A 24,928-nucleotide genomic window follows, 5' to 3' on the forward strand; every position below is an offset into this window, starting at 1 on the left:
ACGTGCACTCAATGGTCGCGATCTGGGCATGCAGAAGGCATCCCCACGGTCCCGAATGGTTCTTCCGGAGGCATCAGCGCTCTGAACTGGTAAAACGCTGAAATCACGGAGAAAAGTACTCATTCTGATGAACGGGTAGTATCCATGGGCGATTCGGATGCCAGCCCTTGCGGGCGACCGCGCGTATGAGGGGCAGATTCAGCGAGGAGCCGACGTGAGCTCGCAGCCGAAACCCGGGAGTAAGCCCTACCGAAATGCGTTGCGTTCCACGCTGCGGGGCCTCGGGTTCGGCGAACGCCAGATCGTTGAACGAGTCGCCCTCGACCTGATCCAGGCCTGCGGTTGCCGCCCGCGCCAAGCATGGCGTCTGGCCTGCGAGCTGGCCCTGAGTGAGGTGGCGGCTCGGTACAACGTGATCACCGGCGACCCGAACGCGCCGATGCGCCAGGGGCGGATCTGGGAGTTCGAGCAGTGGCCGGCCAAGGGAACCCGTCCCACTGTCGACACCCTGAAGATCCTGGCGCAGATCTTCGGCACGACCTGGGATCATCTCGTCGATCTTGCCGATCTTGAACGGATGCCTTCAAAGGACCGGAACGCCTACCATGACGTTTCGTCCGATCGGCTGGCCCTGCCTCGTGACGTTGCCCCGCGGAACCGCCCTCGAACGGACGAAGGAAGCCTGGCATCCTGGACGGTGTTCGCACCCTCCTTGGAGCCAGGCATGGTCGATCGCGCTGAAGACCTCGAGACACTGATCGCGCTGGTGACCGACGCAGCCGATCCGAATGCCGACAGCAAAGCCGTGGCCGTCTCCGGTCCGGGTGGATTCGGAAAGACGACGCTGGCCACCCAGGCATGCCACGACCCGAGGGTCGCCAGGCTGTTCACCGAGGTGCTGTGGGTCGAGACGGGCGAGCAGTGCACCCCGGGCCGAGTCGTTCAACTTGTGTCCGACCTGTGCGTCCGTCTGGATGGGAACCGTCCCACCCTCACCGACGCAGACCAGGCCGGCTTCCACTTCGCGCAAGTACTGGCCGACCGGCGCGTACTGCTCGTCATCGACAACGTGTGGTCCGCGGCCGACCTTGCCCCGTTCCTACTCGGCGGGCCGAACACGGTGCGGCTGGTCACCACACGCAACGCACGCACCTGCCCGTCGTCGTCCATCCAATTTCGGGTCGGCCCGATGTCGGAGTCCGAGGTCAGGGACCTGCTGGGTAAGAGCATGCCCGGTCTGCACTCTCAGGAGGCCGAGCGGCTCGCGCAGCTGTGCCGCGGCTGGCCCCTGCTGGCATCCGTCGTCGGGTCCGCCATCGGACAGGATGTCGCCGCCGGAGCATCGCCTGAGCGCGCTGTCGATGAAGCGGGCACCACGCTGGACTCCATCGGTCCTCAAGCCTTCGACGTCTGGGACTCCGACCAGCGCAGGAACGCCATCGGGCACGCGATCACCGCGAGCCTGAGCAGCCTGGAGGAGCACGTCCGGATCACAGGCGGACCGGGCCTGCGGGAGCGCTACCTGTCCCTCGCGATCTTTCCAGCGGCCACTCCCATCCCGCTGGAGGTCCTCTCCACGTGGTGGGGAGGCGCACACGGGTGGACGCCGAGCGCCGTCCGCCAGTTCTGCAGGGTCCTCGCCGACCGCTCACTGATCGATGCCTACCTCGCAGACAGAGACGCGATCCTTCTGCATGACGTCTTCCGCGCCTACCTACGACATCTCATCGGAGGCGACTGGGCCGGCCTGCATCGCTCGCTCGTGGACTCCTTCCGCGCCGGCGAAGACGGCGATTCGGCCGAAGCCGGCTCCAGACACGGCTACATGCGCCGCCACCTCACTCACCACCTGCACGAGGCCGAACTCACCGATGAACTGGCCGACCTGCTGTCCTCACCCGCCTACATCATCGCGAAGACGACCGAACTCGGCCACGAATCCCTCCTCGCCGATCTCGCGGTGATGGAGCGCGTGCGCAGGCCCCAGACACCGCCGTGGCGCGCAGCTGCCGCGTTGATCGGCAACGCATTCCTGCTACACGGTCTGACCACGGAGCCAGACATCGCCGCGACGCTCCTGGCCGCGGCAGTCCGAACGGACGCCCCGCCGACGGTGATCGAAGAACTCCGGGCCCTGACGGGCAGGCACGGAATCGACGTCCGCTGGACCCTCAATGACCAGATCGAGGCTGCCGGACACATCGGAGCGGTCACCTCGCTGGACACCACCGATGACCTGCTCGTCTCCGGCGGTGAAGACGGGACGGTGCGTCTGTGGCGTCTGTCCGACCACGCACTCGAACGCGTCATGCGAGGCCATACCGGATGGGTCTACGCGGTCGCGATCTCACCGGACAAGCGGGTGATCGCATCGGCAGGCGATGACCGGACGATCCGGCTTTGGAACCTGTCCACCGGCGAACCCGAAGGCGTCCTCCTCGGGCACACCCGCCGCGTCCGCGCACTCGCCTTCACCTCCGACGGACGACTCGTCTCCGGTGCCGAAGACGGACTCGTGCTCTTGTGGAGCATGGAGACGGCGAGTCTTCTTCGTGCGATGAGAACCCCCGGCTGCCCCATCTGGTCGGTCGCCGTCGCCTCCGATGACGCGCTCATCGCTGCAACCGGCGAAGACGAGTTCGTCCGCCTGTACGACCCTGCGACGGGAGAGCTGGTCCGCGAAGAACCCGGACACCGAGACTGGATCCGAACAGTCGACTTTCACGGCCAGGCCCTCGTCACCGGTGCCGGCGACCACACCGTACGTGTCTGGACGATCTCGGATCGGAGCCTGAGCCTCTCGCACACGATCGACGTCCCTTCCCGCGTCCGCGCAGTAGCCGCCGCCGGACCCGATGTCGTGATCGCAGCCGGTGAGGACGCGACCGTGCGTGCCTACAACCCACCGACGCTCATCAGCGAACAGGCGGCCCCCCGCTCAGTCGACTGGATCCGTTCCATCGCCCTCGGGACTGAAGGCGCGGTCATCGCCGGATGCGAGGACGGCAGCATCCGAATCTTCGACGGACGACGCCTCACTCTCCTGTGCCACGGCTCGAACACCACCTGGTCCACGGGCTTCTCCGGCCCCCTGGCACTCATGGGCCGCGCCGACGGAGCCATCGCGTTCCGCAGCCTCGAGACAGGGCGGCCCACGAGCGACCTACACATCGGCTCGGGTCGTGTCTGGTCAATGGCCGCCACCAGCGCCGTCGCTGTGGCCGCCTGCGGCGACGGCGCCGTCCGCCTCTGGTCCACTCACGACGACTGGACCCTGCTCCTGAACGAAGAAGAGAAACGCACCTGGTCAGTTGCCATCAACCAGGCCGGAACCCACGTCGCAGCCTCCAGCAGCGGCGGGATCGTCCGGGTCTGGGATCTTCCCTCCGGCCGACTCATCTGGGAGCAACAGGCGCACCGCGGACGCATCCGCTCAATGGCCTTCGACCACTCCGGCCGGCTACTTCTCACGGGGGGCGGAGAGGGAACAGCCCGGCTCTGGCGGCTGCCGGCAGGCGAACTCGTGACCGAACTCGCACACCCCGGCAACTGGGTCCGCACAGTCTCACTCGACCCACAAGGAACCCACGCAGCCCTCGGCTGCGGACCTGGAGACATCTACGTCCACGACCTGGCCACCGGCCATGTCACCGCGAGCCTCCACGGCCACACCGGACGCGTACTCATGATCGACTTCACGTCCACCCCTGACATGCTCGTCTCCGCCGCAGCCGACGGGACCATCCGCACCTGGTCACTGACCGGGCACAAACAACTCGCCGAGATGCGCGTCGATGCCTCCCTGCAATGCGCGGCGTTCGGCCGGGACACCGGCACCGCTCTGGTGGCAAGCGCGACGGGTACCGTGGCGCTCAAGATTCCGGCAACGACCCACGAGGAGTGACCCGGTGCCCGCACACGAGCAACCGGACGGCCTTCCGCCAGAACTACTGAACAACGATCCCGACGGCTTCGCATGGGGCGTATGGCACGACCGAACCCCCAAACTCATCGCCCAGATCAAGGACGCGCACCCTTACGGTCCCGCACAGCGAGAAACCATGGACGCGTTGTGGGACGAGATCTCCACCGGGCGGATGCAGCCCTTGAAATCAGGCGCCCACGACCACGACCTTTGGGCGGCCTGGGGCGTGGAATTTTTCGGTAAGCCCTGGCTCGACACCCCATTCCTGTGGTCGGAGTCGTACTTCTACCGCCGTGTTCTCGATGCCGTCGACTACTTCACGCCAGGCCCTTGGCGTGGACTCGACCCCTTCGAGCCCATGAAAGCCGCCGAGCTGTCCGACCCGACCCTCGAAACCGACCTCCAAGCACTCAACGAACTGGACCTCCTCCCGCCGGCCGGGCAAGGTCAGGCCAAACTCCTGGCGTCCCTCTGGGGTAATCGCGCCGACCTCGGCTTCCGGATCGGCAAACAATCAGGATCCTTGCACCCGGAAACCGAAGGACTCATCAGCGACCACAGCGCACAATTGTGGCGTCATCTCGGCCCGAACGCCCACGTGGCCATCGTCGCAGACAACGCGGGTAGAGAACTACTCGCTGATCTGGTCCTCATCGATCACCTCCTCGAACACCACCTGGCCGCATCCGTGAGCCTCCACCTCAAGCCACACCCCTACTACGTATCCGACGCGACCACCGCCGACTACGCCACCTGCCTGCGCCGCCTCAGCCAAACCTCCGGTGCCGCTACCACGATCGCTTCACGCCTCAAGAACGCAGCCGCAAAAGGCCGACTCACGATCGACACACATGACTTCTACTGCGCTCCCTGGTCCTTCCACCAGATGCCCAACGATCTCGCGGCACGAATCAAGACCGCCTCGCTCGCCCTCCTCAAGGGCGATCTGAACTACCGCCGCCTCGTTGGAGACCGCACATGGCCCGCAACCACCCGCTTCGCGGACGTGACCGATTATTTCCCTTCCCAGGTGGCAGCCCTACGCACTCTCAAATCCGACGTCGTTGTAGGCATCGACAAGGAGACGGAAACCAAGCTCGATGCGTCCAGTCAGGAATGGCGGACTGATGGCATACACGGACTCATCCAGCAGGCTGCGGGAAGCCAATATCCTAAGGTCCATCAACCGAAGGATTCATGTTCGCTCGGTTCTGGCGTCGAGTGAACAGCGCAGGAGAAAGCCCGATGCTGAAATCATTGAAACCCGCCATCCTTCAATCCGTCCTGCTGGGGGCTCTCCCCGGCGAGTTCGAGCCCGGCCGCCAAGGCCCCGGCGAGCCGTCCTTCGAGGAGCTCCTGGCCGCCACCGCCCGGTCCGTCGTCCACCTGGAGGCCCGCGACACCTACGACCCCACCGACCCCGCCTACCTCAAGTGGCTCAAGGACGGCGAGGCCACCTACGACTGGATCACCCTGATCGGCTCCGCCGTCGAACGAGGCGTGCGGTTTCGGCGGCTGCGGATCGTGTCCGAGCCGCTCAGCGACTACATCCGCTGGGAACACGCCATCAGCCACGGCAACGTCAAGGCCGGTGACGAGCTGCGGTGGCTGCCTCGTCATCTGGCGTTCGACCTGCCGCACCCGGTCGCCGACTTCTTCATGTGGGACCAGCGCCTGGTCGCCTACAACTTCACCGCAGGAAACGGTGTCGACACCGGCCGGATGGAGTACGTCGCCGACCCCCGCAAGATCGTCCCGGTCGGCGGCATGTTCGAGATGCTGTGGGAACGCGGCATCCCGCACGCCGACTACGAACCCGCCTGATCGGCCTGCAGCCGGGCCATCGCCGAACGGATCAGACCGGCCGCGGCCGTCCCGGTCGCGGCCAGCGACCACAACCGCTCCCACGTCGCCACGTACAAGGCGACCTCCTCCGGCCGCGTGATCGACAGGTAGCCCGACACCAGCTCGACCGTCACCAGATGCCCGTCGTGATGTCGAACGCTTACTCCGGATGCACACCCCGCCGGTCGACGCCGGCCGGGATGATCCCGAGGAACACGTTCGGGCGCCGCCGCAGCTCCAGCAGATGACCGAGCTGCTCACGGTGCAGCTCCCGCGAATAAGGCCGGTACCACAACACCGGCTCCTCCAGCAGGAAGCACCAACGGGCATCCGGACGCGACAACAGCCGCTGCCGCTCCATCCGCTCCGCGACCGCAGCCTCCACCTCCTCCTCCGGCTCCACGGCGTCCACCTGCTGCTCGACGAGCACCCCGCTCAACCCGGCACGGGTGTACGCCTCCGTCTGCCCCATCCCCGGTATCACCTTCGGCTGATACGACCGTGCCAGCGTGAGCTCGTCATACAGACGGCGGACCGACTTCTGCGCCGCCTCCAAACCACCCCGATTGAGCTGCGCGTACGGGACCCACTCCGCGACCGCGGCCTGCTCCGCCAGCAACCGCCGGCGCAGCAACCCCGGCGCCCCGCAGATCGAACACCACAGCTCCACATGCCGCGCCGTGATCCTCCGCCGCCCCTTCTCGATCATCGACACCGACGACGCAGCACTCCACCCCGCACGACGCGCGAACTCCCGACCCGACATGCCACGGCCCTCGCGCAGCGCACGCAACTCGGCACCCAGGGGCTCTCGCGCTGCCTGAGCCGACGATGAAGGTGAGGACGGCATGATGCGACATCATGCCCAGCGCCCCTGGGCTCGGAGGTTCGCTCGGATTCGCACCCCGCTACCGAGGCGCTGTCGCCCGTAACCCGTGCTGTCGGCCGAAACTCGTGACTCCAGGGCTCAGCGATCAGGGCGCTGTAGGGGCGCTCTCGATCAACTCATCGAACGTGGGTGCCCCGTCCCCGCAAGCCGTACCTGCAACGCCCTCGTAGGGTGGTCCCGCGTTCGCCCGGGCTTCGGTGCCACGGACTCGTCATCGGTGATCCTTCGGCCATGGAACCGGTCTCGATCTCATCGTCGGTCGACGGGTCAGGGGCCTGGCGCGGTGCCGCAGGTTGGCCGACGCGGTGTCCAGGACGGGTGTGCGCCGCTTTTCGAGTGGCTCACCTGCGGCTTGCGCGTGCATGCCCTCGTTGGTGTCGGGCAGTGCTTCGCGGGTTGACTCGACTGGTTCACCCTTCGGTAACAGGTGAGCAGTTGTCGGTCTGCCCTAGGGGGATCTGGCGCATGATGGGCTGGTGGGCGGTAAGGGAACTGATCCGGCGAGTGGTGCTAACGGAGTCGTCGAACGCCATCGGTGCCCCCGCTGCCGCCGGTGTGGACGTCTTGCTGGAGCGTCGGAAAGTCTGTGTGCGAGGTGGCTTCGAGGGTCTGCATCTTTCAGATCCTGGCCGTGAATTCGGTGAGATCTTCAGGAGGTGGGGGGTGCATATGCCATGAGTGGGGGACGGTGCCGGATAGGTCGAGTGCGGCTTTGGCCGTGAGCAGGCGATCGGGTGCCGTGCGTTGTTCGTCCTCTCCGGTGCCGACGCTTACCCTGTCGGTGTGGCGCCCTCAGGGAGTCCACGATTAGGCATGGTCGGGAAGAGGCCCATACCTCACGTTCAGGTCAGCTTACCGGGACGGTTCTGGTGGAAACGAATGACCATTTGTGTGCGTTCGGCTTCTGGAGCCGGGCGGGCGGCGGCGGTGGTTGTGGCGTTTGAGGGAGCCCGCCCGCGCCGCCTCGCCTGCCTCAAGGGGCGGGAGATGGGCTCGGCGCGAGCGTGGACGGTCACCAGGGGCGCATAAGGGCGGCGTGTCCGGGAGCTGCGCTGTCCATCGGCTTCTGGCCTTCTTGAGCTGATACTCACAAGTGATATTCGACATCTTGGTCGAGTCCGGGCGACGGGGCAGTGTGCGTCGTGATGCACATTCACGTGATCGGGCGTGCCGGCGTGCACTGTGGGGCCGACGAGGTTTCGACTGCCGTTTTGCAAGATCCGTTATGGAGATCAAGGGGTGTAGGAGATTGTTCTGGCGCGGCTTCATCCATGTCTTTGGTATGACCGTCATCGTGTCACAGGGCACGCACAGCATCGTTGGGGCGTAGGGTCGAATGCGCAGGGAGGTTCTCTCCGGGGAGTGGTTCATGGACAGGGGCGTGGGCGGCCAGTCCTGGGATGGGCCACCGTCTGGCTCTGCCGGCCCCACCATGTCGAGAATGGCGCTGGGGGCCAGGCTGAGGCGGCACCGCGAATCACGCGGACTGCCTCACGAAGCGGCCGCCTACGCGCTTTTGGCCACCGACTCGAAGATCCGTCTGCTGGAGGCCGGCCGAGCCGCCGTCAGGATGCGCGAAGTGATCGCCCTGTGTGATCTATATGGGGTCGACGACATCGCCGAACGTTCGGCTCTGCTGGGCCTGGCACGTCAAGCCAAAAGACCGGGATGGTGGGAACCCTTCCGTCCGGTGATCCCGGCATGGGTCGAGCCGTTCTTGGGCCTCGAGCAGGCCGCCAGGCGTATCCGCTGCTATGAGATCCAATTCGTCCCGGGTCTGCTGCAGACCCGGGACTACGCACGAGCCGTCATCGGCCTCGGTCACCCACCGGGCGGTGGTGACGCCGAGAAGGTCGAGATGCTGGTGGAGCTGCGGATGCGCCGCCAGCAGGTCCTGCGGCGGGACCGGCCGCCTCACCTGTGGGTGATCCTCGACGAAGCCGCGCTGCGGCGCACGCTCGGCGGGCGAACCACCATGTACCTGCAAATGCAGCACCTCATCGACATAGCCGACGCACCGAACATCAGTGTTCAGATCGTCCCCTTCGACAAGGGCGGGCATGCGGCCACCGGCGGGCCCATCACCTTGCTGCGTCTGCCAGAGCCCGGCGTCGGCGACGTCGTCTACCTGGAACAGTTGACGTCGGCGCAGTACGTCGACGAGCCTTGCGAGGTCGTCCACTATCGCCACATCCTCAACCAGCTCGCGACCCAGGCCGCCACGCCCCAGGAGACGATTTCGATCCTGCGGCGGATGATCCGTGACCTTTAGCGGGGCGCTAGGCGTCAGATGACGCAGTAAACGACCGTATGGCATGGCATTCTGGTCCCGCTCAGGCGTTCGAACGCCGGAGCGGGGTTCTCCGCCGCCGAAAACGAGGGCAAAACCACCTAATCGCGACAAAGGCTCCATGCAGGGATGCGCGGGTGCGCGTCGACGGTCCATGGCGGTCACGGAGAACCCCGGGGGCGGTTCGTTGCATCAACAACGGAATGCACGAGGACCAGGGGGACATGCTGGGCATGACCAGAAGAGATCATCCGTACAATCCCGTACGGGAACAGTTCGTCGGCGAGTTGGGTGACTTGTATCGCCGCTGCGGCTCGCCTCCGTTCCCTGAGATGGCCGCGTTCTCCGAACGCCTCGCCGAACTCCATCCCGATGCGCACGGGGTGAACAACCTGCCGACATTGTCCAAGTCCGCTATCAGTGAAACGTTGCGGGGCCACCGCAAGTATCTGCCCACCGCCGCCTGGGTGGCCTCGTTCGTCCTGTGCTGCCAGGGGCTGGCCTGCGCGAGGGGTGTCCGGCCCACCGACCCCGGACGTGCGACCTTGCCGTACTGGCAGTGGCGCCTGCAACAGGCCGAGTCCGAGGCCCGCCGCAGGGGTCTGCCCTCCCGCCGGCAGCGGCACCGCGATGGTCCTGCCGTGCCGGAGCCCACACTGTGGCCGCCGGTCATGTTCGCCGCCGGCCCCCACGCCCCCTCAGCGGGTACCGCCGAGGTGCCACCGCGCAGCGGCGGGCCGACGGCCCTGTCAGATGCCCAACGGGCGCACGTGACCGCCTTCGGGTGGTACGGACAGGCTCTCACCGCCCGCGCGGACGCCGGAGACCCGCATGCCGTCTACCAGGTCGCGGTCCTGCTCGCGTGCCATCCCGAACACGCCGCCGGGGCCCCGTCGGTGTTGATGACCGCGGCCGCGGCCGGGCAGCACCAGGCATTGGCGCTTCTGGAGGCCTCCGGCGAGGGATTGAACCGCGGCCTGGTCGCCGCCCACGCACGCGAACTGGCCGACCGGGCCGAGAACGCCATGTCCCATGACGTGGCCCGGATCTTCTCCGAGTGCGCAGGCCGCCTCGGTGGCGACCTCTCCGCACCGCGATCGTCCCCGGTGGGTGAGCACGTCACCCATCCGCCGACAGTGGGCCGGTGACCTCTCCCGGGCCGGGGGCCGATGGCCGCCCCCGACCCACCCCGAGCTGCTGAGCCCACTGGATCCCATCGCCGCCCCGGTCCGTGACGGACCGGGGCGGCGCCGTTTCCCGTACCGAACACCACACACCATGGTTCGGCCGGCTCGCAGCCGCAGACGACGCGGGTGGCCGGTAAGAGGGCCCGCGCGGGGAGGTCGACGGCGTGCCCCGTTCTGCCGCGTTCTGCACGGACGGTTTCCCGGACTGAACCGTACTTGTGCCCCCAACCCGTCACCCTCAGGCCCGGCTCGGTGACAGCGTTGCCCGGCAAGAGCCCCCGCTGCCGTTGCGTCCTGGGGCCTTGTCAACGAAAGAGCCGTCCCGTCATGCCCACCTTGTCGGCCACCCGCGTGACCACCGGACGCCGCCGGTCACCGGCCGCGCCCCGGCGGCACATCTCCTCCGCCGAGGCGTCACCACCGACCGAGGGTGAGTACGGGCCGCAGTCCGCCGACGAACGGGTCCTGGCCATCACACTCACCACCTACTGGATGCTCGTCACCGGCAGGCGACTGGGACAGCGGCCGGACCTGCACCACCTGGAGCCCCACCATCTGATCGAGTTCTGGGCCGACGACCACCTCCACCGACCCGTCACGCCCAAGCCGAGCACACCATGATCGAACGCGCCGTCATCGCATGGCAGCGGCTCGGGACGATCAGCCCCGCCCGGGGGCCCCAACACCGGCTGATGTTCGCCGTCGACATCGCCGGGTTCGGCAGCCGCCCGCCGCGTGTCCAAACGCATCTCCGGCACGTTCTGGAACGGGTGGTCAAGCACGCCTGCCAGGCCGCCGGCCTGCCCCCGCACAGTTGCCGTCATGAGCATCGCGGCGACAGCGCCTTCGTCATCACCCCCCTCGGCACCGACTTCGCAGCCCTCCTCGGCCCCCTCCCGCAAGCCCTCGCCTCCGCCGTCGATCGGCACAACGCCCTGGCCGCCGACACCGCACAGATGCGCCTGCGGATGGCCGCGCACGCCGGGTACGTCCACATCGACCGACGCGGCGTCAGCGGCAATGACGCCGTCCTCCTGTTCCGGCTCCTGGACGCCCCACCTCTGAAAGACCACTTGGCCAACAGCCCCCACGACCTCGCCGTGATCGTCTCCGACTACCTCTACGACGTCGCCGTCGCCTATCACGTCATCAAACCCGCCCACTATCGGCAGGCCGACATTCTCTGCAAGGAGACCGCTGCCCGCGCATGGATCAAGCTGCCATGAACCGAGTGGGTCCGGTCTCGGGTGGTGCTGGACATCGCACCGCGAAATCGGACGGGTTCAGCCCGCCTGTCCGCGGTGGAGCCAGCCGCAGGAGGGGGAGGTCGGCGGGCTGCGATGTCACCTTTTCGACTGCCGGTCGAGCCGCAACAGCCCCGGCGGCCCACTCCTCGGTGACGGGCGTTCCGCTCGGCCCGTCATGAGACCGCGTCGCGGCGTTCGTCGTCGGTCAATCCGTAGGGATTCCGCGAGTCGTGATGAGCTCTGCGGCGTTCGGGTGGTCGTACTGTCGAACCTGACACCAAGGAGGCCCTCCGATGGGCGACGTGGTCCATTCGTGCACGTCTCACCTGACGCCCCATCGGCCAGACACGTCCTCGGTCTCGAAGTTGGCGAGAGATCAGGACGACGGGGGCTGCGCCCACTGGGGCCGGGCACCCGGTTGGCACAGGAGCACGGCACCGGGATATGTACGGTCACGCGGCGACGTCCGGTCTGACGACGTGGGCGATGGGGTGTGAATCAACGGTCATCGCCGGGCTTCCCCACGTGGGATCGGTCGGTGATGACGAGATCGCTGCGGATGCGGCACAGCTTCGACATCGCTTCGATGGCGCGCAGGCCCGGACGGTCGATCTCCGCCATGCCATGATCGGCGGCCTCCGCACCGGATGCGAACAGCCTGCAGGGAGAGACGTAGCCGATGATGGCGTCGATGACCTCGGGCGACAGCGTGCCGTTCATTGCGGCCAGCCGCAACGCCAGCAGGTGCGCTCCGTCATGGACACCGGCCCACCCGGCGCAGACCCTGCCGCCTGTCGCGTCCCGGTCCCTCTGGTGGCATCTGAATACGGCAGGTGGCTGCTCCGGGGTCGGCGCGTCGTAGCGGCGGAGCTTTTGGTATTCCTCCGGCGCCCAGATGCCGGACGGCACGTCTTGCCGGTAGGGACAAGTGGCGCACGGTCGTCGGGCGGGCGGCCCGAGTCTCATGTCGGAGGCTATGTCGCATTCTCCCGCTTACTCGAGGACGGTGGGCCGGCGCAGGCCGGCCCGGGCAGGTGGCCGTCGACGTCGCACACCGGCAGTGGGCGGGGCACCTCGGCTTCCCCGGCGAGGTCTCCTCCGTGCTGGTGCTGCGGCGGACGGGTCGGTGCGGGGAACGGGCCCGCCGGTGAACCGTCTTCGCGGAGGGCCCTCACGGGTTCTCGCCGGCGCCCCCAGGAGGCTCGGCGCCGGTGCGGTGCCTTCGTTCTACCATGCCGGCGGATCGGTCGCGTCCAGGGAAGTGCGAGCGTTGGAGGCCGGGAGCCCGTTTGGCGGAGACGGCGGCTCATCTCGGCGACGGTGCTGATGACGGTCATGCTCGCGGTCGCGGCCATGGGGTGGACCTGGACATCGGATCCGTCCAGCTCTCCTCGACCATCGTTGAGCAGCGTGAGCGTGGCACTCGAACGGCCGACGCCGGTCACGATGGGCCTGCGATGGGCTCGGGCTTTTCGACCCCGGCGTCATACATCGCCATGTACATGCGCTTGAGCATTCTGCGGGTAAGTCGCTTCTGCGGGCGATTCATCTCGCCGTGACGTGGGTGTAGCCGCATGACGCGGTCAAGTAGCAGGTGAATCTGTCGCCGCTCTACGAACTGTGCGCACGCTGCGCAGGCGTTCCATGGATCCTCGAAGCGGAGCACGGCATCGGGTGTGATCATGGTGAAGCCGCGTTTTTGCCTGAACACGACCGCCGGTGTGTCGTGCACGCAGTAGTCGCACAACAACCCCAGCGCCGCCCGCATGGCGAAATCGTCATTCATCGATCACCCTCCAGTATTGGCCGCAGCACGGTGCGCCTGGCCCGCCTTCACGACCGATGGAACTGCTTTGTTCGAGTCAGCCCTTATGGAATTACGGGTTTCGACCATTCCCCTCATTGTCGTCACAACGTCGATGACGCTGCCCCGACCCCGGCGGGTTGATCCGCTCTGCCGCGACGTTGGGCATGGTGCGCCTACCCCTCCCGAAACGTCCGGGGGCCCGGTCCGAGGTCCGGTATGGGCCGAGGCGGTGGCAGGCGGGCCGCCCGGCGAGGGCGCCGTCTCACCTCGGTGTCCGTCGGAGATGTGGTTCGGCCCCTCGTTCGCCCGTCCGCCGGACGGGGTTGTGGGCGGCGAGTCCCGCGCCGGTCCGCGTGAACGGGGCATACCCGCAGCGTCGGGGGTGTGGCCGCTGTGTCTCTCGACGGTCGCGTTTCACGCCCGTTGCGCGCCGACGCCGGTGTTGTCGAGGCGGGTCGGTGCCAGGTGCCGCGAACGGTCTCCGTGGCCGGGTGGGACGCGACCGTCAATCATCGTCGGGCGCGTGTCGGGGGGGGGCCGCCTTCAGCGCTGCGGCGATATCGGATGACGTCAGGCCCCCTTCGATCCACTGATCGATGATCCGCTGCGCTCGTTGCACGTCCTCGTAAGCGCCGTTACCGATGACCAATGCCACGACGTCCACGAGCTCGGCCCGATGTGCCCTCCATTCACCGTAGTGCCGCGAGGCGACCGGCGGATATTTAGCGATCGGGGTTGTATCGAAGCACATCATATTGGTCGACAGCTCTGACGTGAGGGATGAGAAGGATGCCCTCATTCGGTTCCAGAACCATTCGCTCAACATGATGAGCTCCGGGGGGACGTCTCGTTCTGCGCTAATCGACGTCAACCGGGCCTCACATTGACTTGGGTTATCGGCGTCACCGGCGACACATGAAAGTAGGTGTGCATTCCTCGCAGGTTTTCCGTGCCGTCTCGGCGACCCGCTCCTCGGTGGCGAGCGTCCCGCTCGGCCGTCAGGAGGTCGCGTCGCGGCGCTCGTCGGTGGTCAGTCCGTAGTGGCCGGTGCGGGTGCCGCGGGTGAGGGCGATGCCGACGGACGTCATCGTTTCGATGGTGTTGTGGCTGCTGTAGGAGAGGGAGGTCTCTGCGCTGACGCCCAGTTCGGCGGCGGCCGCCTCGGCGTCCTGGTCGGCGCCGAGGAAGAGGATCTGCCAGCCGTCGCCGCGGTGTTGTTCGATGGCATCCCGCACCGTCGAGCGCTGCCATTCCTTGGACGCGTTCTCCTTCCCGTCGGTCTGGATCACCACCACGATCTCGTCGGGGCGTTCGGCTTCTGCCCGGCGGGCCACGTAGGTGGAAACCGAGGTGAGGGTCGGCTCCGATGGCGTCCAGCAGCGCCGTCGGGGCGCGCGGCCTGAGCTCGAACGGGGGTACCTGGCCGATGGGGAGGGCGCCGCCTCGTGGAGGGTTTCGTGGACGCTGTCGAACTGCATCGGCGTCACCCGGGTGCTCCGGGCGCGTGGTGCTGTTCGGCGAAAAAGGGCCCGCGGTCCTCGTTCGGCGTCATCCTTGACGGCGCTCATGGAGCCGGACCTGTCGAGCAGGACCGTGATCAGCCGCGGTGTGTGGTCGGGCATGTCGTTTCTGCCTGGAGCGGTGGTCGGCGTCAGGAGGGCGCCAGGGGCGGCCGGTCGATGATGTTCAGGAGGACATCGGTCAGGAGCCGGATGTCGTGGCCGGTGTTCTGGACGTCGCGCCTGTGGCGGGTGCCGTGGGTGAGCCGCCACCGGCCCGACGTCCACGCGGCCTGCGTCCGCAGTGCGGCCAGCGGCCCGGTGACGCGGGCGGCGACTCGCTCTGCGGGGGTGTCCTCGGTGAGGTGGTCCATGACGAACCCGAGGGCGCGGATCCCGGCGCCGTGGGTCAGGCGGGATCTGCGCGGCGGCAGTTCCCACGCGTGCGGCCATGTGGCGTGGACGGTGGCCCAGTAGGCGTTCAGGTGCGCGACCATGCGGTCGATGTCGCCGGACCCGTCTTCATGGTTGCGGTACTGGTAGAGGGCGCCGTCGTAGAGGCTGGACTCGATCATCGTCAGGACGGCGGTGTCCCTGATGTAGCCGTCCGGCGCGGTCGGTGACCTGATCCGGTCGGCGAAGGGACCCGGTCCGGTGTTCAGCCGCACCATCACCTGACCCGGTAGCCGTTTGCGGGCCAGCAGCGCAGGCAGAGTGCCGCCCGTTTCGGGCAGCAGTTCGTGGATCCAGCCCTTCGGCAGTGGCTTGACGGTGTTGACCAGGATGAACTGGGCTCGCTGCGCGGCTTGCGAGGCGACGAATCCGATGACCGGCACCGGGAAGGCGTCGACGTCGGCGTCACGCAGGGCCGCGGCGCGCTGCTGGCCGTCGACCAGCCACGCGGGACGCGCGGTCTCGGGCAGCCGTTCGTCGACGGGGATGATGAGCATCCCGGGGGTCGCCTCGCCGTCGCCGGCTTCGGCGGTGGGCTGGAAGCGGACTCGCTCATCGAAGGCCAGGACGAGCGCGTGCGGCATCAGCGCATCGCCGGACTCCAGGTAGCGGCGGATCGAACGGATGTGCGCGGCGCTCTCCGGCCGCTGATACCCGCCGAGCCGCTGTCGGTCGTCGCGTCCGATCCGTGACACCGCCGCGAACTCGTGAATGCGTTTGCCGTCGCAGGCGGCGAGGTAGACGGTACGGGTGCCTTGCAGGATTCGAAGCGCGGGCAGGCACAGCATGGTCGCGCCACGCACGTGTTCGGCTCCTCGAACGTGTACGGCTGGTGGGACGGGTGGCCGCCAAACGACTGCCTTGGCCGTCCGCCGGTGATGTGGCCCAGGCTCGCGCCGGCGGTTCGTTGAGGTGCGTTCGTCGCCCACGGCGTGCCGACTCATGTGCGCGGCATGCTGAGTTCACAGCGGCCGACTGAGATCATGCGCTGCCGTGGGTCGCGTCAGAAGGGAACACTGTCGTGCTGAGGTGCCGGTGCCGCACTCGCGGGGGCGGCGTCGATCGCCCACGGGTCGTCGTCGCGGGGCGTGGGGGACTGTGGAGTCCGGTCTCGGCGCGTCCTGGTGATGTTGGCAGTGGCCCACTTCAGCGACGGACCGACATCCTCGACATCAACCTCGAAGACCGTACGCTGAACACCATCGCGGCCTTCGTAACTGCGCTGCCGCAGCCGACCAGTGACCACCACCCGCGAGCCCCTGGACAGCGACTCCATAACATTCTCAGCCAATTGCCGGAACGCCGAGCACCGCAGGAACAAGGTGCCACCGTCGGCCCACTGACCCTCGGTCTTGTCGAACACGCGGCGCGAAGCGGCGACGGTGAACCCCGCGACGGCAACGCCTTGTATCCCAACTGCCGCGAGTTCCCGCAGGTCAGGTCGGTGCTGGTAGGGCGTCCATGCAGGTCTGCGTGGGTTCGTTGTGCTGGCAGGAGATTTCATGGTTTCGTCGGGATTCCTGATGTTCTGCTGGTATCTATGTCTGGTGATCGTTATTGGTGAGCCGGTTGGGGTTCGTGGGTCGGTGGTTGGTCGATGACGTTGGCGGTGGTGCGGTCGCTGGGTGCGCCGCGCAGCCTGCGGACGGCGCAGGAGTTCGAGGACTTCGAGCAGGAGCTCATCGACCAGTTCGCGTTGGCGTGTGCGGGGGCGGGGATCACCGACCGCTACATCAGCGAGGAGCGTTCGATGATCTTCGGGTTTCTGAAGGCGGTGGGTCGGCCGCTGTGGGAGGTGGGCCCGGCGGACGCCGACGGGTTCCTTGTCGGGCAGCGCAAGGCGGGGTTGGCTCCCTCGACCGTGAGCGGCAAGGCCCAGACGTTGGCCCGGTTCTATGACTTCCTGCTGGCTCGTTACCAGGGCGATGTCCACGCGCTGACCGGGTATGTGCTGGTGCAGCCGATCGATGAGTGGAACCGGCCGCCAGACACCAGCCGGCAGCTGATCCGGGTGCCTCCGCGCGACGATGAGATCGACCGGCTGTTCCGGGAGTGGCGGGAGGCGCTGCCGAACGCCCGCAAGTTCCTGCCCGCGGCGCGCGACTACATGGCGGCGTCGTTGTGGCGCCGGGTCGGGCTGCGGATCAGTGAATCGGTCCATCTCGACATTCGGGATTGGCGGTCGGACCTGGGCGAGTACGGCAAGCTGCACGTCCGGTTCGGCAAGGGCAGCCGGGGCCGGGGCTACAAGCCTCGGATGGTCGCGGCGATCGAGTCCGTTGATGTGCTGATGGACTGGTGGCTCGGCGATATCCGGCACCAGTTCGGCGACGACTGGTCCGACCCGGACGCGCCGCTGCTGCCCAGCGAGCGCCGCGACCGGATGACCGGCCACTGCCTGCGCGCCGGGGACGACGCGCTGCGGTCGGGTCTGAAGGGCGCGGTCGCCGCGCATCTGCCCGCGTGGGCGGGACGGCTCACACCGCACGTGCTCCGGCACTATTGCGCCTCCTCTCTCTACGCGCGGGGGATGGACTTGAAAGCGATCCAGGAGCTCCTCGGCCACTCGTGGTTGTCGACGACGACTCGGTACATCCACGTCCATGACGACCATGTCGAGACGGCATGGGCGCAGGCCAACGACCGGGTCGCGGCCCGGCTCGGCGCGAAGGGAAGGTGAGGGAGGTGCGCTGGAATCTGCGGTTGAAGGCGGCTGAGCGCGGCATCTGGAAGTCCACGGAGATGAGGCGGCTCCTCGCCGACGCCGGGCTGGAGATCAGCGCGGGGAAGATGTCGGCGTTGTGGACCGGCACGCCGACCACCATCCGCCTGGACGACCTGGACGTGATCTGCTTCGTGCTGGACTGCGAGCCGACGGAGCTGCTGATCCGCGAGCCCGAGCAGGTCGAGGCCCGGCGGCCGCGCAAGGTCCAGGAGGCGACCGCGGGTCCGCCCGTCACGCCGAGGCTCGGTCGCAGCAAGTCCCTGCCGCCGGCGTGACCGTCCCGCGCACCTGCGAGGGGTGCCGGGCCAGGCCGGTCGCGACCAATCAGCGTCGCTTCTGCCACGGCTGCACCCCCGGCGGTCCCGAGGTTCCTCCGCCCTGCCGCAAGTGCGGTTCCACGCGCGACTACTACGCCGGCGGCCTGTGCCGACGCTGCCACCGTTTCGCCCCGCAGGTCATCGACTCGTGCGTCGAGTGCCTGGGCTGGGGCGTCACCCGCCACAGCACCTGGATGTGTGAGGCGTGTCGTGGCTGGCGCAGGCTGGTCTCCTGCGGGGAGGGTCCGTGCCGGGTCTGCGGTGACTACTGCGCGTTGAACGGTGAGGGTCTGTGCCGGCTGTGTCGTCGCCAGACGGCGATGATCCGCCGCCAGCAACGCGGCGTCACCGCCGAGGACGCCAATCGGCACGGACAGCAGCTGTTCCTCGTGGGCACCTTCCGGCAGCGCCGCGACAAGCCGATTCCGCCGCCCGACCCCGTCCCGGAGATCAAGGTCGTCGACCACCGGCAGCTGGTGCTGTTCACGGTCTCGCGCACCACGCCGACCGGGCTCGCCTACCGCGAGGCCGACCCCGAACTCGTGGCCGCGGTCATGGCAGCGGCGAAGGCGCACGCCGATGAGCACGGCTGGAGGAAGACGCAGCTGGTGAACACCCGCCGAGCCCTGCGCATCCTGCTCGGACGCCAGGACACCTCCGGAGCCCCGATCGAGGCCAGCGCCGTCCTGGAGCTGACACGGACCGACGGCCTCGCCGCCCTGCCGGTCCTCGACGTCCTGGACGCCGTCGGCCTGCTCGACGACGACCGGGAACCCTCGATCATCGCCTGGTTCGAGGCCCAGCTCGCCGGAGCCGGACTGCCCGAACCGATGACCGCCGAGCTGCGCGCCTGGTTCACCGTCATGAAGGACGGGACCACGCGCCCACCACGACGACATCCCCGCTCGCCGAACACGATCCGAGTGCACCTGCGGTGGGCGCTCCCCGTTCTCAAGACATGGGCGGCGGCCGGGACGACCTCGCTCCGCGAGATCTCCCGCGCGGACATCCGGGCGGCTCTGCCTTCCAGCGGCAGTGCCCGATCGACTACAGGCCAGGGCCTCCGGTCGATCTTCAAGGTCCTGAAGCAGCAGAAGATCACGTTCGTCGACCCGACCGCCCGCATCCGGACGGGAAGCCACGAGACCCGCGACCCGCTCCCGCTGACCGACCTGGACGAGCTCAACGAGGCGCTCAACTCGCCCGACCCCGCCCGCGCGGCGCTCACCGCCCTGATCGCCTTCCACGGGCTGCGCAACCAGCAGGTCCGCGAGATCCTGCTCACCGACCGGGACGGGCCGAGGCTCCGGGTCGGGGACCGGACGATCCTGCTGGCGGAACCCGTCCGCGAACGCTTCACACGCTGGCTCGACCACCGCACGGCCCGCTGGCCGGGAAGCAGCAACCCCTACCTGTTCATCAACGCCTACACCGCCAACCGGACCAGGCCCGTGAGCGGCGCCTACTTCACCGCGACGCTCGGGATCAACGCCTAGGCCATCCGCGAGGACCGCATCCTCCACGAGGCCATCGCCACTGACGGCGACGTCCGCAAACTCTGCGACCTGTTCGGACTCAGCATCGGCGCCGCCGAACGCTACGCCACCGTCGTCGGCGGAGAACTCGCCTCCGCCGACAACCGATGAGACCAGAACACCCATCACGCGTGACCTCAGAACGGAGGCTGCGAGGGGAACCCGGCCCCCACCGGCACCGGAGGCGAGTCGAACGCCCACGGATCGTTCCGCGGCGCCTCCGGTTCAGCGGGAGGTGGGACGTCATCACGCCGCGCCTTGACGACCTTGGCCGACGCCCACTTCAGCGACGGGCCGACGTCCTCAGCCTCGACCTCGAACACCGTCCGCTTGACGCCCTCACGGTCCTCATACGACCGCTGCTTCAGCCGCCCGGTGACCACGACCCGGCAGCCGCGAGTCAGCGACTCCACACAGTTCTCGGCGAGCTGCCGGAAAGCCGAGCAGCGCAGGAACAACGTGTCACCATCGCTCCACTCGCCGGTGGCCTGATCGCGGACTCGCCGCGACGACGCGACAGTGAACGACGCCACCGCGACGCCCTGCTGCGAAAAGTTCAACGAGGGATCATCGGTGAGGTTACCCACCAGTGTGATCAGGGTGTCTCCGATAGCCATGACAGAACTCCTTCGGGGGCTGAGGACTACTGACACGCCGCACGGGCTGACGATGCGACAACTCTTCGGTTCCGGAACCCAGCGGTCGGGATACGCTCCACCAGGGCATCCACCCTCCGGTTCAACCGGACGCGGGCTTCGGAAATCACGAACTCGCGGGGGAGCTGACTGAACCGGAGCTCAGGATCGGCAGTCAGGTTACCGATCACTGTCAGTGTGGTGTCTCCAAAGGACATGATCAGGCTCCAGCTCCGAACCCAAGAACCCGGACACGCTCGTTCAGCACGTCTACGCTTGGGTTCGATCGGACAGCCCCGTCAGAGAACGCGAACTCGTGGGGGACGTCGGCGAATTCCACCACCGGGTCATCCGTCAAATTCCCGGCCAGCGGCACGATGGCTCCCATCGTGGGCATCTTCCCTCCTTATCTGCCATGATTCTGATTGACGAGAGCCCGTTCCACCAGAAAGTGTTCTTGTGGTGTCGAGGGCCGGCCCGCCGCCGGTCTCGGGGCACCGGCGGCGGCGGGCGGTCGAGGTGTGGGCTGGTCGGTTGGCGGGCCGGTCCGACGTCACTTCGGACGGTTCGGCGTTCGAGGTGGCGTGGGCGATCGCAGGAGGTGCCGTTATCGTCGAGCGGCCAGTTCCAACGCGCGCGGCGCCTTCACTTCCAAGTCGTGGGCGATGTCGGCGTCGTCCTGGCCGCGGGCGACGCTCGTGACCGCGTGCATGATGCCGCCCGCGGTCGCGTCGGCGCCCTTGATGAAGTGGTCCAAGATCTCATCGCGTCGTTCCTGGGAGAAACCCAGCTGCACGCCGACGAACTTGATCGTCTCGAGCGGGTCGGTCACCGGGGTGTGGGCGTTCTTCTGCAATTGATCGATCTTGGCGGAGAGGTAGACCGGGTCGAGGAACTTTTGGACGGCGTCCTTGGACTTGTTGGTGATCAGATCCAGATAGCTTTGGCGGGTCTGGTCACTCCAGGCCACCACACCCTCGTCGAGGCGACCACCGAGGTGCACGTTGCGTTCGGCGTCTCGGCTGATGGTGTAGCCGTTGCCGCAGACCTGGGCGACGATGCGGGGCGTGAGAGTGAACGCGCCGCATCCGGTCTCGGAGTTCGTGACGACGAAGCCCGCGAACATCACGGGGTTGTCGGCGCCCATGGCCCCGGTGAAGGGCGAGCGATACCGCTTGAGCAGCGCGGGTGCCAGGGCGTGGATCTGTGGAGCGACCACCCTGACGTACATGCGCCGTTCGGTGAGATCGCAGCCGTCGATGGTCACGTTCAGTCCGGTGCGGCGGATTCCGTCCAGGACGGCCAGCAGCACGTCGAGGTTGTCGATGATCCGGTAGCCGTCCGACAGCAGGGCTCGGGCGACGCCGCCGGTGCCGTCGGCGGAGCCGCCGGTGTGGCCGCGGAGGACTCGCACGAGGAACTTCTTGTCGGGCGTCGCCTCCATCTTCCGCAGCCAACCGTTGACGTTGGTGTCGTACAGCCCGATGGCCTCCTGTCGCATCCGCGTCAGATAGGCGCGGGGGATGCCGAGCTTGTCGGAGACGCCCTCGTCGAAAAGATGCGTCGGGCGGAACAGTCCGGTCGTTGAGGTGACCCCGTCCTCGCTGAGCACGGGGTCGGTGTCGTCGATGGCGAGGTTGCCGCCCTCGGCGTGCAGGTGGCGGGCGGAGACGACAACGTCCAGTTTGCGGGACTGCTGGTCGAGCAGGACGTTCTTGAGATCGGTCAGGTCCGCGTTGCGGGTCGCCACAGATGCGTACATGGTCGGGCCTTTCGCGAGGGCGTGCAGGAGACGTCCGGAGGCACGGTCGGCGCGCGGCGCACGGCGAGAGGCGCTGCGGTGCGGTTGTCGACCGCGCGGACCGTGTCGGCGGTCAGGGCGTGTTCATCGACGGTGCGTGGTCAGCGCGGGGAACCGTCCGGCGTCGAAGCGCCGCAGGAACGTGGTGTGGTGAGCCAGCAGCGGCAGGCGGTACAACGGTCGGAACACGGCGTCCACAACGATCACCTGGTGATCGCTGACATGGACGCGGTACCTGACGGGGACGTTGGCGGAGAGGTAGCGGCTCAGGGGACAGTCATCGACGGCGCCGAGCCGTCCTTCGATGTGGTGTCGGGTGAGGAAGGCGGCGATGTCGCCGGTTCGCATGGGCAGGGCGTCCAGGCGCGCCTGGATCAGGTCGATGATCTCCTCGGCGTTGCCGACGGTCGGCGAGCGCCAGGTTGATCGGAGCATGCGGGGGGCTCCTCGATGCGGGTTTCGCGACCCGGCCGGGGCCGTGAGCGCGTTCTCGGGTTGGGCGCTGTACAGGCGCCGAACGAGGCACGGGTGGGGCCCGCTCACCGCGGTGGGCACGGCGGGCCCACAGCCGCGTGGAAAGTTCCGCGGATCAGGCCGCTCGCACGTCGTGCTCGTCGTCGCCGACGGCTTCCGCGGTGCCGTCACCGGTGTTCTCTCCGGCTTCGGGGTCGGTGGGTTCACCGACGGGGGTGGGGGCGCTCACGTCGGGGTCGACGGCGGGAGGTTCGGTGTCCGCGGCCTCGGTGTCGACCGCGGCCGGCGGGGGCTCGTGGATCAGGTCCGTGCCGGTGTCCGGTTCGGGGCTCGGCTGGGAGGCCGCGCCGTGATCGGGGTCGGCGGCGTCGCGGCGAGACGAGTCGTCGGCGGGCTCGCCGTCGATGGTGTCGCCGAGGTCATCGCCGGTGTAGGGGACGCCGTCGGCGACGGCCCGCTCGATGGGCGACGGCTCGTACCCTTGACCGATCAGGAACCGCAGGTAGCGTCCGGCGTCCTCACGACGGCAGTGGGGGTTGTACTTGGCGTCGGTGCGCCAGGTGGCCCCGCGCTCGTTGGGCCCGTCCATCTGGTGCTCGTAGGACGCCGCGATCGCCGCGAGCACCCACATGCGGCGCTTGCCGTCGGACGCCGAACTCAACTCCTCGACCAGTTCGTCGTTGGTCCTGCCGAGGAGTTTGGTGAGGAGCACGCGCTGGGAGGGTGTTCCGAAGACCTCGTTCAGAATCCGCGGCCAACGCAGCAGTTCCTCGGCCAGGAACGCGGTGGTGTCCCTTGGCGTCCTGCGGCGGGCGAACAGGTTGGTGCTCAGCCACTGCTGTCGTAGTGGCGTGGACGCCTTCCATGCCTTGTTCCCCTCGATGACCAACCTGCGTTCGGTCCCCGAGGTGGCGGGCGGCGCGGTCGCGGCCGCCGACGTCGGCAGCGTGTGTCCGTAGGCGCGCGGGTCGGTGCAGTACTCCACCGGGTGGGAGTGTGCTGAGATCGACACTGCGGATCCCGGGCAGGTGCGATGGGTCTCCGGGTCCAATTGCCGGCCTGCGTGCCGCAGTCTGGTGAGCGGTTCGGCGCCGACGGGAATCCTTCCGGTGACCGTGCGACCGGCGGTGATCAGCTCCGCACGCTGACGCATCCTGACCTCGGTCACCGGGTGCCGGTACCGGTGTCCGTGGGCGTGCGGATCGGTGCAGTAGTGGATGACCCTTCTCGGGTCATAGCCGGCGAAGGTCGCCCCTCGCCCTGGGCAGTCCCGGTGCGCCTCGAAGGTCAGCGGTACCGCTTCGATCTCCGCGCTTTGACCGTCGGGGGTGTCGTCGACGGACTCGGGACGCTCGGCGTCCGCGTCGGAGGCTCCGATGACCAGTTCCGCGAGTCTCACCGCATCGTCGGGCACGTTGTCGGTGATCGGGACCTGCGCCTCCTCCAGGACCTTGACGATGCGGCGGTGCTCGACCGTGGCCGCTCGGTCCTCGCGGATCCGCGCGGCCACGTAGGACAGCTTCTGTTCTCGCTCCTTGGCCTGCATCAAGGTGGCCAGCGCGTCGGGATCGTTCTGGAACTCGTGGATGAGCTCCATCTCCTCCAAAGTGTCCATCCCGGCTTCGCGCGCCGCCTGCCGCGCAGGCGGGGCCATCCTGCTGACCTTCAGCGACCTTCGGGTCTCCTTGGAGGTCATCCCGGTGGCCTGCCGGATGAACGTGAGGTCGGCGCCGGCGTCGCTGGCGAGGCGGATCGCCGTCAACTGCTCATGCAGCGAGTGGGGACGTCCCAGACCATCGTCGTTGGTGATGAACTGCGTGAGGTGCTGGGCGGCCAGATCCCCGGAACGCTCGGTGTCCAGGTAGAACGGCACCATCTTGCGGTGCGGATGCGTCTGGCCGACGATCCGGGCACCCTCCATCTTCCGATGGCCGTCGATGACCAGGAAGAATCCCTCGCGTTCGGGATCGGGCACGATGAGGAGCGGCTGAACCACTCCGATGGCCGCGATCGACTTCAACAGTCTCTGGTCGAGATCGAGGCTCTCGCGCACATGGTCGGGGTGAGAGCGGAGCCGGTCGACGCTGATCGTTCCGCTGAGCACACCCGGACCCTGGTGCACCCAGTCGGTGTGCTGCTCGTCGTCGGGCGACGCGGTGTCATCGCCTGTGGTGAGGGTGGTGGAGTCGGTCACGTGCACGGACCTCCATGTGCCGATCGGGAGAGCTGTGAAGCTCCGCCGGGGGTTCCCGGAGGACTGCCGTCGCCCTCACCGAGGCCGAGGGGCTGCAACCGTGGC

General features: G+C 67.7%; 21 protein-coding genes and 1 pseudogene. 10 read left to right on the forward strand and 12 right to left on the reverse strand.

Features of this window, described 5'->3' with window-relative positions:
- The first annotated feature begins 214 nt into the window (after positions 1–214).
- Genes DFJ69_RS29855 through DFJ69_RS29865 form a run of 3 tightly spaced genes read left to right on the forward strand, consistent with a single transcriptional unit; the run spans position 215 to position 5,749 of the window.
- Complete coding sequence (locus DFJ69_RS29855; protein ID WP_170177845.1) at positions 215–3,904, forward strand: NB-ARC domain-containing protein; 3,690 nt, start codon at positions 215–217, stop codon at positions 3,902–3,904.
- A 4-nt stretch (positions 3,905–3,908) separates the two neighbouring features.
- Positions 3,909–5,150, forward strand: coding sequence for a damage-control phosphatase ARMT1 family protein (locus DFJ69_RS29860; protein WP_245974632.1), 1,242 nt, complete (start codon positions 3,909–3,911; stop codon positions 5,148–5,150).
- Positions 5,151–5,170: 20 nt separating this feature from the next.
- Complete coding sequence (locus tag DFJ69_RS29865; RefSeq protein ID WP_147312478.1) at positions 5,171–5,749, forward strand: DUF6879 family protein; 579 nt, start codon at positions 5,171–5,173, stop codon at positions 5,747–5,749.
- Here the strand turns inward: DFJ69_RS29865 and DFJ69_RS29870 are convergent.
- A pseudogene (locus DFJ69_RS29870) lies at positions 5,734–6,620 on the reverse strand (Scr1 family TA system antitoxin-like transcriptional regulator). The gene DFJ69_RS29865 and the pseudogene DFJ69_RS29870 sit on opposite strands and share 16 nt — an antisense overlap.
- Positions 6,621–8,100: 1,480 nt before the next feature.
- Between DFJ69_RS29870 and DFJ69_RS29875 the strand changes: the two are divergent.
- The 4 genes from DFJ69_RS29875 (at position 8,101) to DFJ69_RS29890 (ending at position 11,362) form a co-directional block, all read left to right on the forward strand.
- Positions 8,101–8,931 (forward strand): helix-turn-helix domain-containing protein, encoded by an 831-nt coding sequence (locus DFJ69_RS29875; protein WP_245974633.1) that lies wholly within the window; start codon positions 8,101–8,103, stop codon positions 8,929–8,931.
- Positions 8,932–9,152: 221 nt separating this feature from the next.
- The gene (locus tag DFJ69_RS29880) at positions 9,153–10,097 is read left to right on the forward strand and encodes a hypothetical protein (protein WP_116025677.1); all 945 of its coding nucleotides are present in this window, start codon (positions 9,153–9,155) and stop codon (positions 10,095–10,097) included.
- A gap of 366 nt (positions 10,098–10,463) precedes the next feature.
- Complete coding sequence (locus tag DFJ69_RS29885; RefSeq protein WP_116025678.1) at positions 10,464–10,757, forward strand: hypothetical protein; 294 nt, start codon at positions 10,464–10,466, stop codon at positions 10,755–10,757.
- On the forward strand, positions 10,754–11,362 hold the full coding sequence (locus DFJ69_RS29890; RefSeq protein ID WP_116025679.1) for a hypothetical protein: 609 nt from the start codon (positions 10,754–10,756) through the stop codon (positions 11,360–11,362). Before DFJ69_RS29885 ends, DFJ69_RS29890 begins: the two co-directional genes overlap by 4 nt.
- Before the next feature lie 519 nt (positions 11,363–11,881).
- Here DFJ69_RS29890 and DFJ69_RS29895 read toward each other — a convergent pair.
- The 6 genes from DFJ69_RS29895 to ssb (DFJ69_RS29920) form a co-directional block, all read right to left on the reverse strand.
- Positions 11,882–12,349, reverse strand: a complete 468-nt coding sequence (locus DFJ69_RS29895) for a DUF6283 family protein (RefSeq protein ID WP_116025680.1) — start codon at positions 12,347–12,349, stop codon at positions 11,882–11,884.
- Positions 12,350–12,824: 475 nt separating this feature from the next.
- Positions 12,825–13,169 (reverse strand): hypothetical protein, encoded by a 345-nt coding sequence (locus tag DFJ69_RS29900; RefSeq protein ID WP_116025681.1) that lies wholly within the window; start codon positions 13,167–13,169, stop codon positions 12,825–12,827.
- Between the two features lie 526 nt (positions 13,170–13,695).
- A complete protein-coding gene (locus tag DFJ69_RS29905; RefSeq protein WP_116025682.1) occupies positions 13,696–14,016 on the reverse strand; it encodes a hypothetical protein in 321 nt (106 codons plus the stop codon).
- A gap of 172 nt (positions 14,017–14,188) precedes the next feature.
- Entirely contained in the window at positions 14,189–14,668 is a 480-nt protein-coding gene (locus tag DFJ69_RS29910; protein WP_147312479.1) for a hypothetical protein, read from the reverse strand.
- A gap of 173 nt (positions 14,669–14,841) precedes the next feature.
- On the reverse strand, positions 14,842–15,945 hold the full coding sequence (dbpB, locus tag DFJ69_RS29915) for a DGQHR domain-containing protein DpdB (protein WP_211328848.1): 1,104 nt from the start codon (positions 15,943–15,945) through the stop codon (positions 14,842–14,844).
- A gap of 200 nt (positions 15,946–16,145) precedes the next feature.
- Positions 16,146–16,646 carry a single-stranded DNA-binding protein gene (gene ssb / locus DFJ69_RS29920; RefSeq protein WP_116025685.1) on the reverse strand — a complete coding sequence of 167 codons (501 nt, stop codon included), beginning with the start codon at positions 16,644–16,646 and terminating at the stop codon, positions 16,146–16,148.
- A 93-nt stretch (positions 16,647–16,739) separates the two neighbouring features.
- On the opposite strand from ssb (DFJ69_RS29920), the gene DFJ69_RS29925 reads away from it, so the two are divergent.
- Genes DFJ69_RS29925 through DFJ69_RS29935 form a run of 3 tightly spaced genes read left to right on the forward strand, consistent with a single transcriptional unit; the run spans position 16,740 to position 19,680 of the window.
- On the forward strand, positions 16,740–17,822 hold the full coding sequence (locus tag DFJ69_RS29925) for a tyrosine-type recombinase/integrase (RefSeq protein ID WP_116025686.1): 1,083 nt from the start codon (positions 16,740–16,742) through the stop codon (positions 17,820–17,822).
- 5 nt (positions 17,823–17,827) lie between these two features.
- Positions 17,828–18,142, forward strand: coding sequence for a helix-turn-helix domain-containing protein (locus DFJ69_RS29930; RefSeq protein ID WP_116025687.1), 315 nt, complete (start codon positions 17,828–17,830; stop codon positions 18,140–18,142).
- Positions 18,139–19,680, forward strand: a complete 1,542-nt coding sequence (locus tag DFJ69_RS29935) for a site-specific integrase (protein WP_211328849.1) — start codon at positions 18,139–18,141, stop codon at positions 19,678–19,680. The genes DFJ69_RS29930 and DFJ69_RS29935 overlap by 4 nt, the downstream gene beginning before the upstream one ends.
- 176 nt (positions 19,681–19,856) lie before the next feature.
- On the opposite strand, the gene ssb (DFJ69_RS29940) is transcribed toward DFJ69_RS29935, so the two are convergent.
- From ssb (DFJ69_RS29940) to DFJ69_RS29955, 5 genes are all read right to left on the reverse strand, one after another.
- On the reverse strand, positions 19,857–20,336 hold the full coding sequence (gene ssb / locus DFJ69_RS29940) for a single-stranded DNA-binding protein (protein WP_116025688.1): 480 nt from the start codon (positions 20,334–20,336) through the stop codon (positions 19,857–19,859).
- Positions 20,337–20,574: 238 nt separating this feature from the next.
- Entirely contained in the window at positions 20,575–20,751 is a 177-nt protein-coding gene (locus DFJ69_RS34620; protein ID WP_170177848.1) for a hypothetical protein, read from the reverse strand.
- Positions 20,752–20,961: 210 nt separating this feature from the next.
- The gene (locus tag DFJ69_RS29945; protein ID WP_116025689.1) at positions 20,962–22,116 is read right to left on the reverse strand and encodes a DUF932 domain-containing protein; all 1,155 of its coding nucleotides are present in this window, start codon (positions 22,114–22,116) and stop codon (positions 20,962–20,964) included.
- 123 nt (positions 22,117–22,239) lie between these two features.
- The gene (locus tag DFJ69_RS29950) at positions 22,240–22,590 is read right to left on the reverse strand and encodes a hypothetical protein (protein ID WP_116025690.1); all 351 of its coding nucleotides are present in this window, start codon (positions 22,588–22,590) and stop codon (positions 22,240–22,242) included.
- A 154-nt stretch (positions 22,591–22,744) separates the two neighbouring features.
- Positions 22,745–24,823: a ParB/RepB/Spo0J family partition protein gene (locus DFJ69_RS29955; protein ID WP_147312480.1), complete on the reverse strand. Its 2,079-nt coding sequence runs from the start codon at positions 24,821–24,823 to the stop codon at positions 22,745–22,747.
- Between the last annotated feature and the right edge of the window lie 105 nt (positions 24,824–24,928).

Source organism: Thermomonospora umbrina, from assembly GCF_003386555.1.
In the GTDB taxonomy this organism is placed as follows: Bacteria; Actinomycetota; Actinomycetes; order Streptosporangiales; family Streptosporangiaceae; genus Thermomonospora; species Thermomonospora umbrina.

Bases quoted from the DNA above. Each gene is read 5' to 3' on its own strand.
- DFJ69_RS29865 (WP_147312478.1), top strand. From the start codon at position 5,171: ATGCTGAAATCATTGAAACCCGCCATCCTTCAATCCGTCCTGCTGGGG.
- DFJ69_RS29875 (WP_245974633.1), top strand. From the start codon at position 8,101: ATGGCGCTGGGGGCCAGGCTGAGGCGGCACCGCGAATCACGCGGACTG.
- DFJ69_RS29880 (WP_116025677.1), top strand. From the start codon at position 9,153: ATGCACGAGGACCAGGGGGACATGCTGGGCATGACCAGAAGAGATCAT.
- DFJ69_RS29885 (WP_116025678.1), top strand. From the start codon at position 10,464: ATGCCCACCTTGTCGGCCACCCGCGTGACCACCGGACGCCGCCGGTCA.
- DFJ69_RS29890 (WP_116025679.1), top strand. From the start codon at position 10,754: ATGATCGAACGCGCCGTCATCGCATGGCAGCGGCTCGGGACGATCAGC.
- DFJ69_RS29895 (WP_116025680.1), bottom strand. From the start codon at position 12,349: ATGAGACTCGGGCCGCCCGCCCGACGACCGTGCGCCACTTGTCCCTAC.
- DFJ69_RS29900 (WP_116025681.1), bottom strand. From the start codon at position 13,169: ATGAATGACGATTTCGCCATGCGGGCGGCGCTGGGGTTGTTGTGCGAC.
- DFJ69_RS29905 (WP_116025682.1), bottom strand. From the start codon at position 14,016: ATGTTGAGCGAATGGTTCTGGAACCGAATGAGGGCATCCTTCTCATCC.
- DFJ69_RS29910 (WP_147312479.1), bottom strand. From the start codon at position 14,668: ATGCAGTTCGACAGCGTCCACGAAACCCTCCACGAGGCGGCGCCCTCC.
- ssb (WP_116025685.1), bottom strand. From the start codon at position 16,646: ATGAAATCTCCTGCCAGCACAACGAACCCACGCAGACCTGCATGGACG.
- DFJ69_RS29925 (WP_116025686.1), top strand. From the start codon at position 16,740: ATGACGTTGGCGGTGGTGCGGTCGCTGGGTGCGCCGCGCAGCCTGCGG.
- ssb (WP_116025688.1), bottom strand. From the start codon at position 20,336: ATGGCTATCGGAGACACCCTGATCACACTGGTGGGTAACCTCACCGAT.
- DFJ69_RS34620 (WP_170177848.1), bottom strand. From the start codon at position 20,751: ATGCCCACGATGGGAGCCATCGTGCCGCTGGCCGGGAATTTGACGGAT.
- DFJ69_RS29945 (WP_116025689.1), bottom strand. From the start codon at position 22,116: ATGTACGCATCTGTGGCGACCCGCAACGCGGACCTGACCGATCTCAAG.
- DFJ69_RS29950 (WP_116025690.1), bottom strand. From the start codon at position 22,590: ATGCTCCGATCAACCTGGCGCTCGCCGACCGTCGGCAACGCCGAGGAG.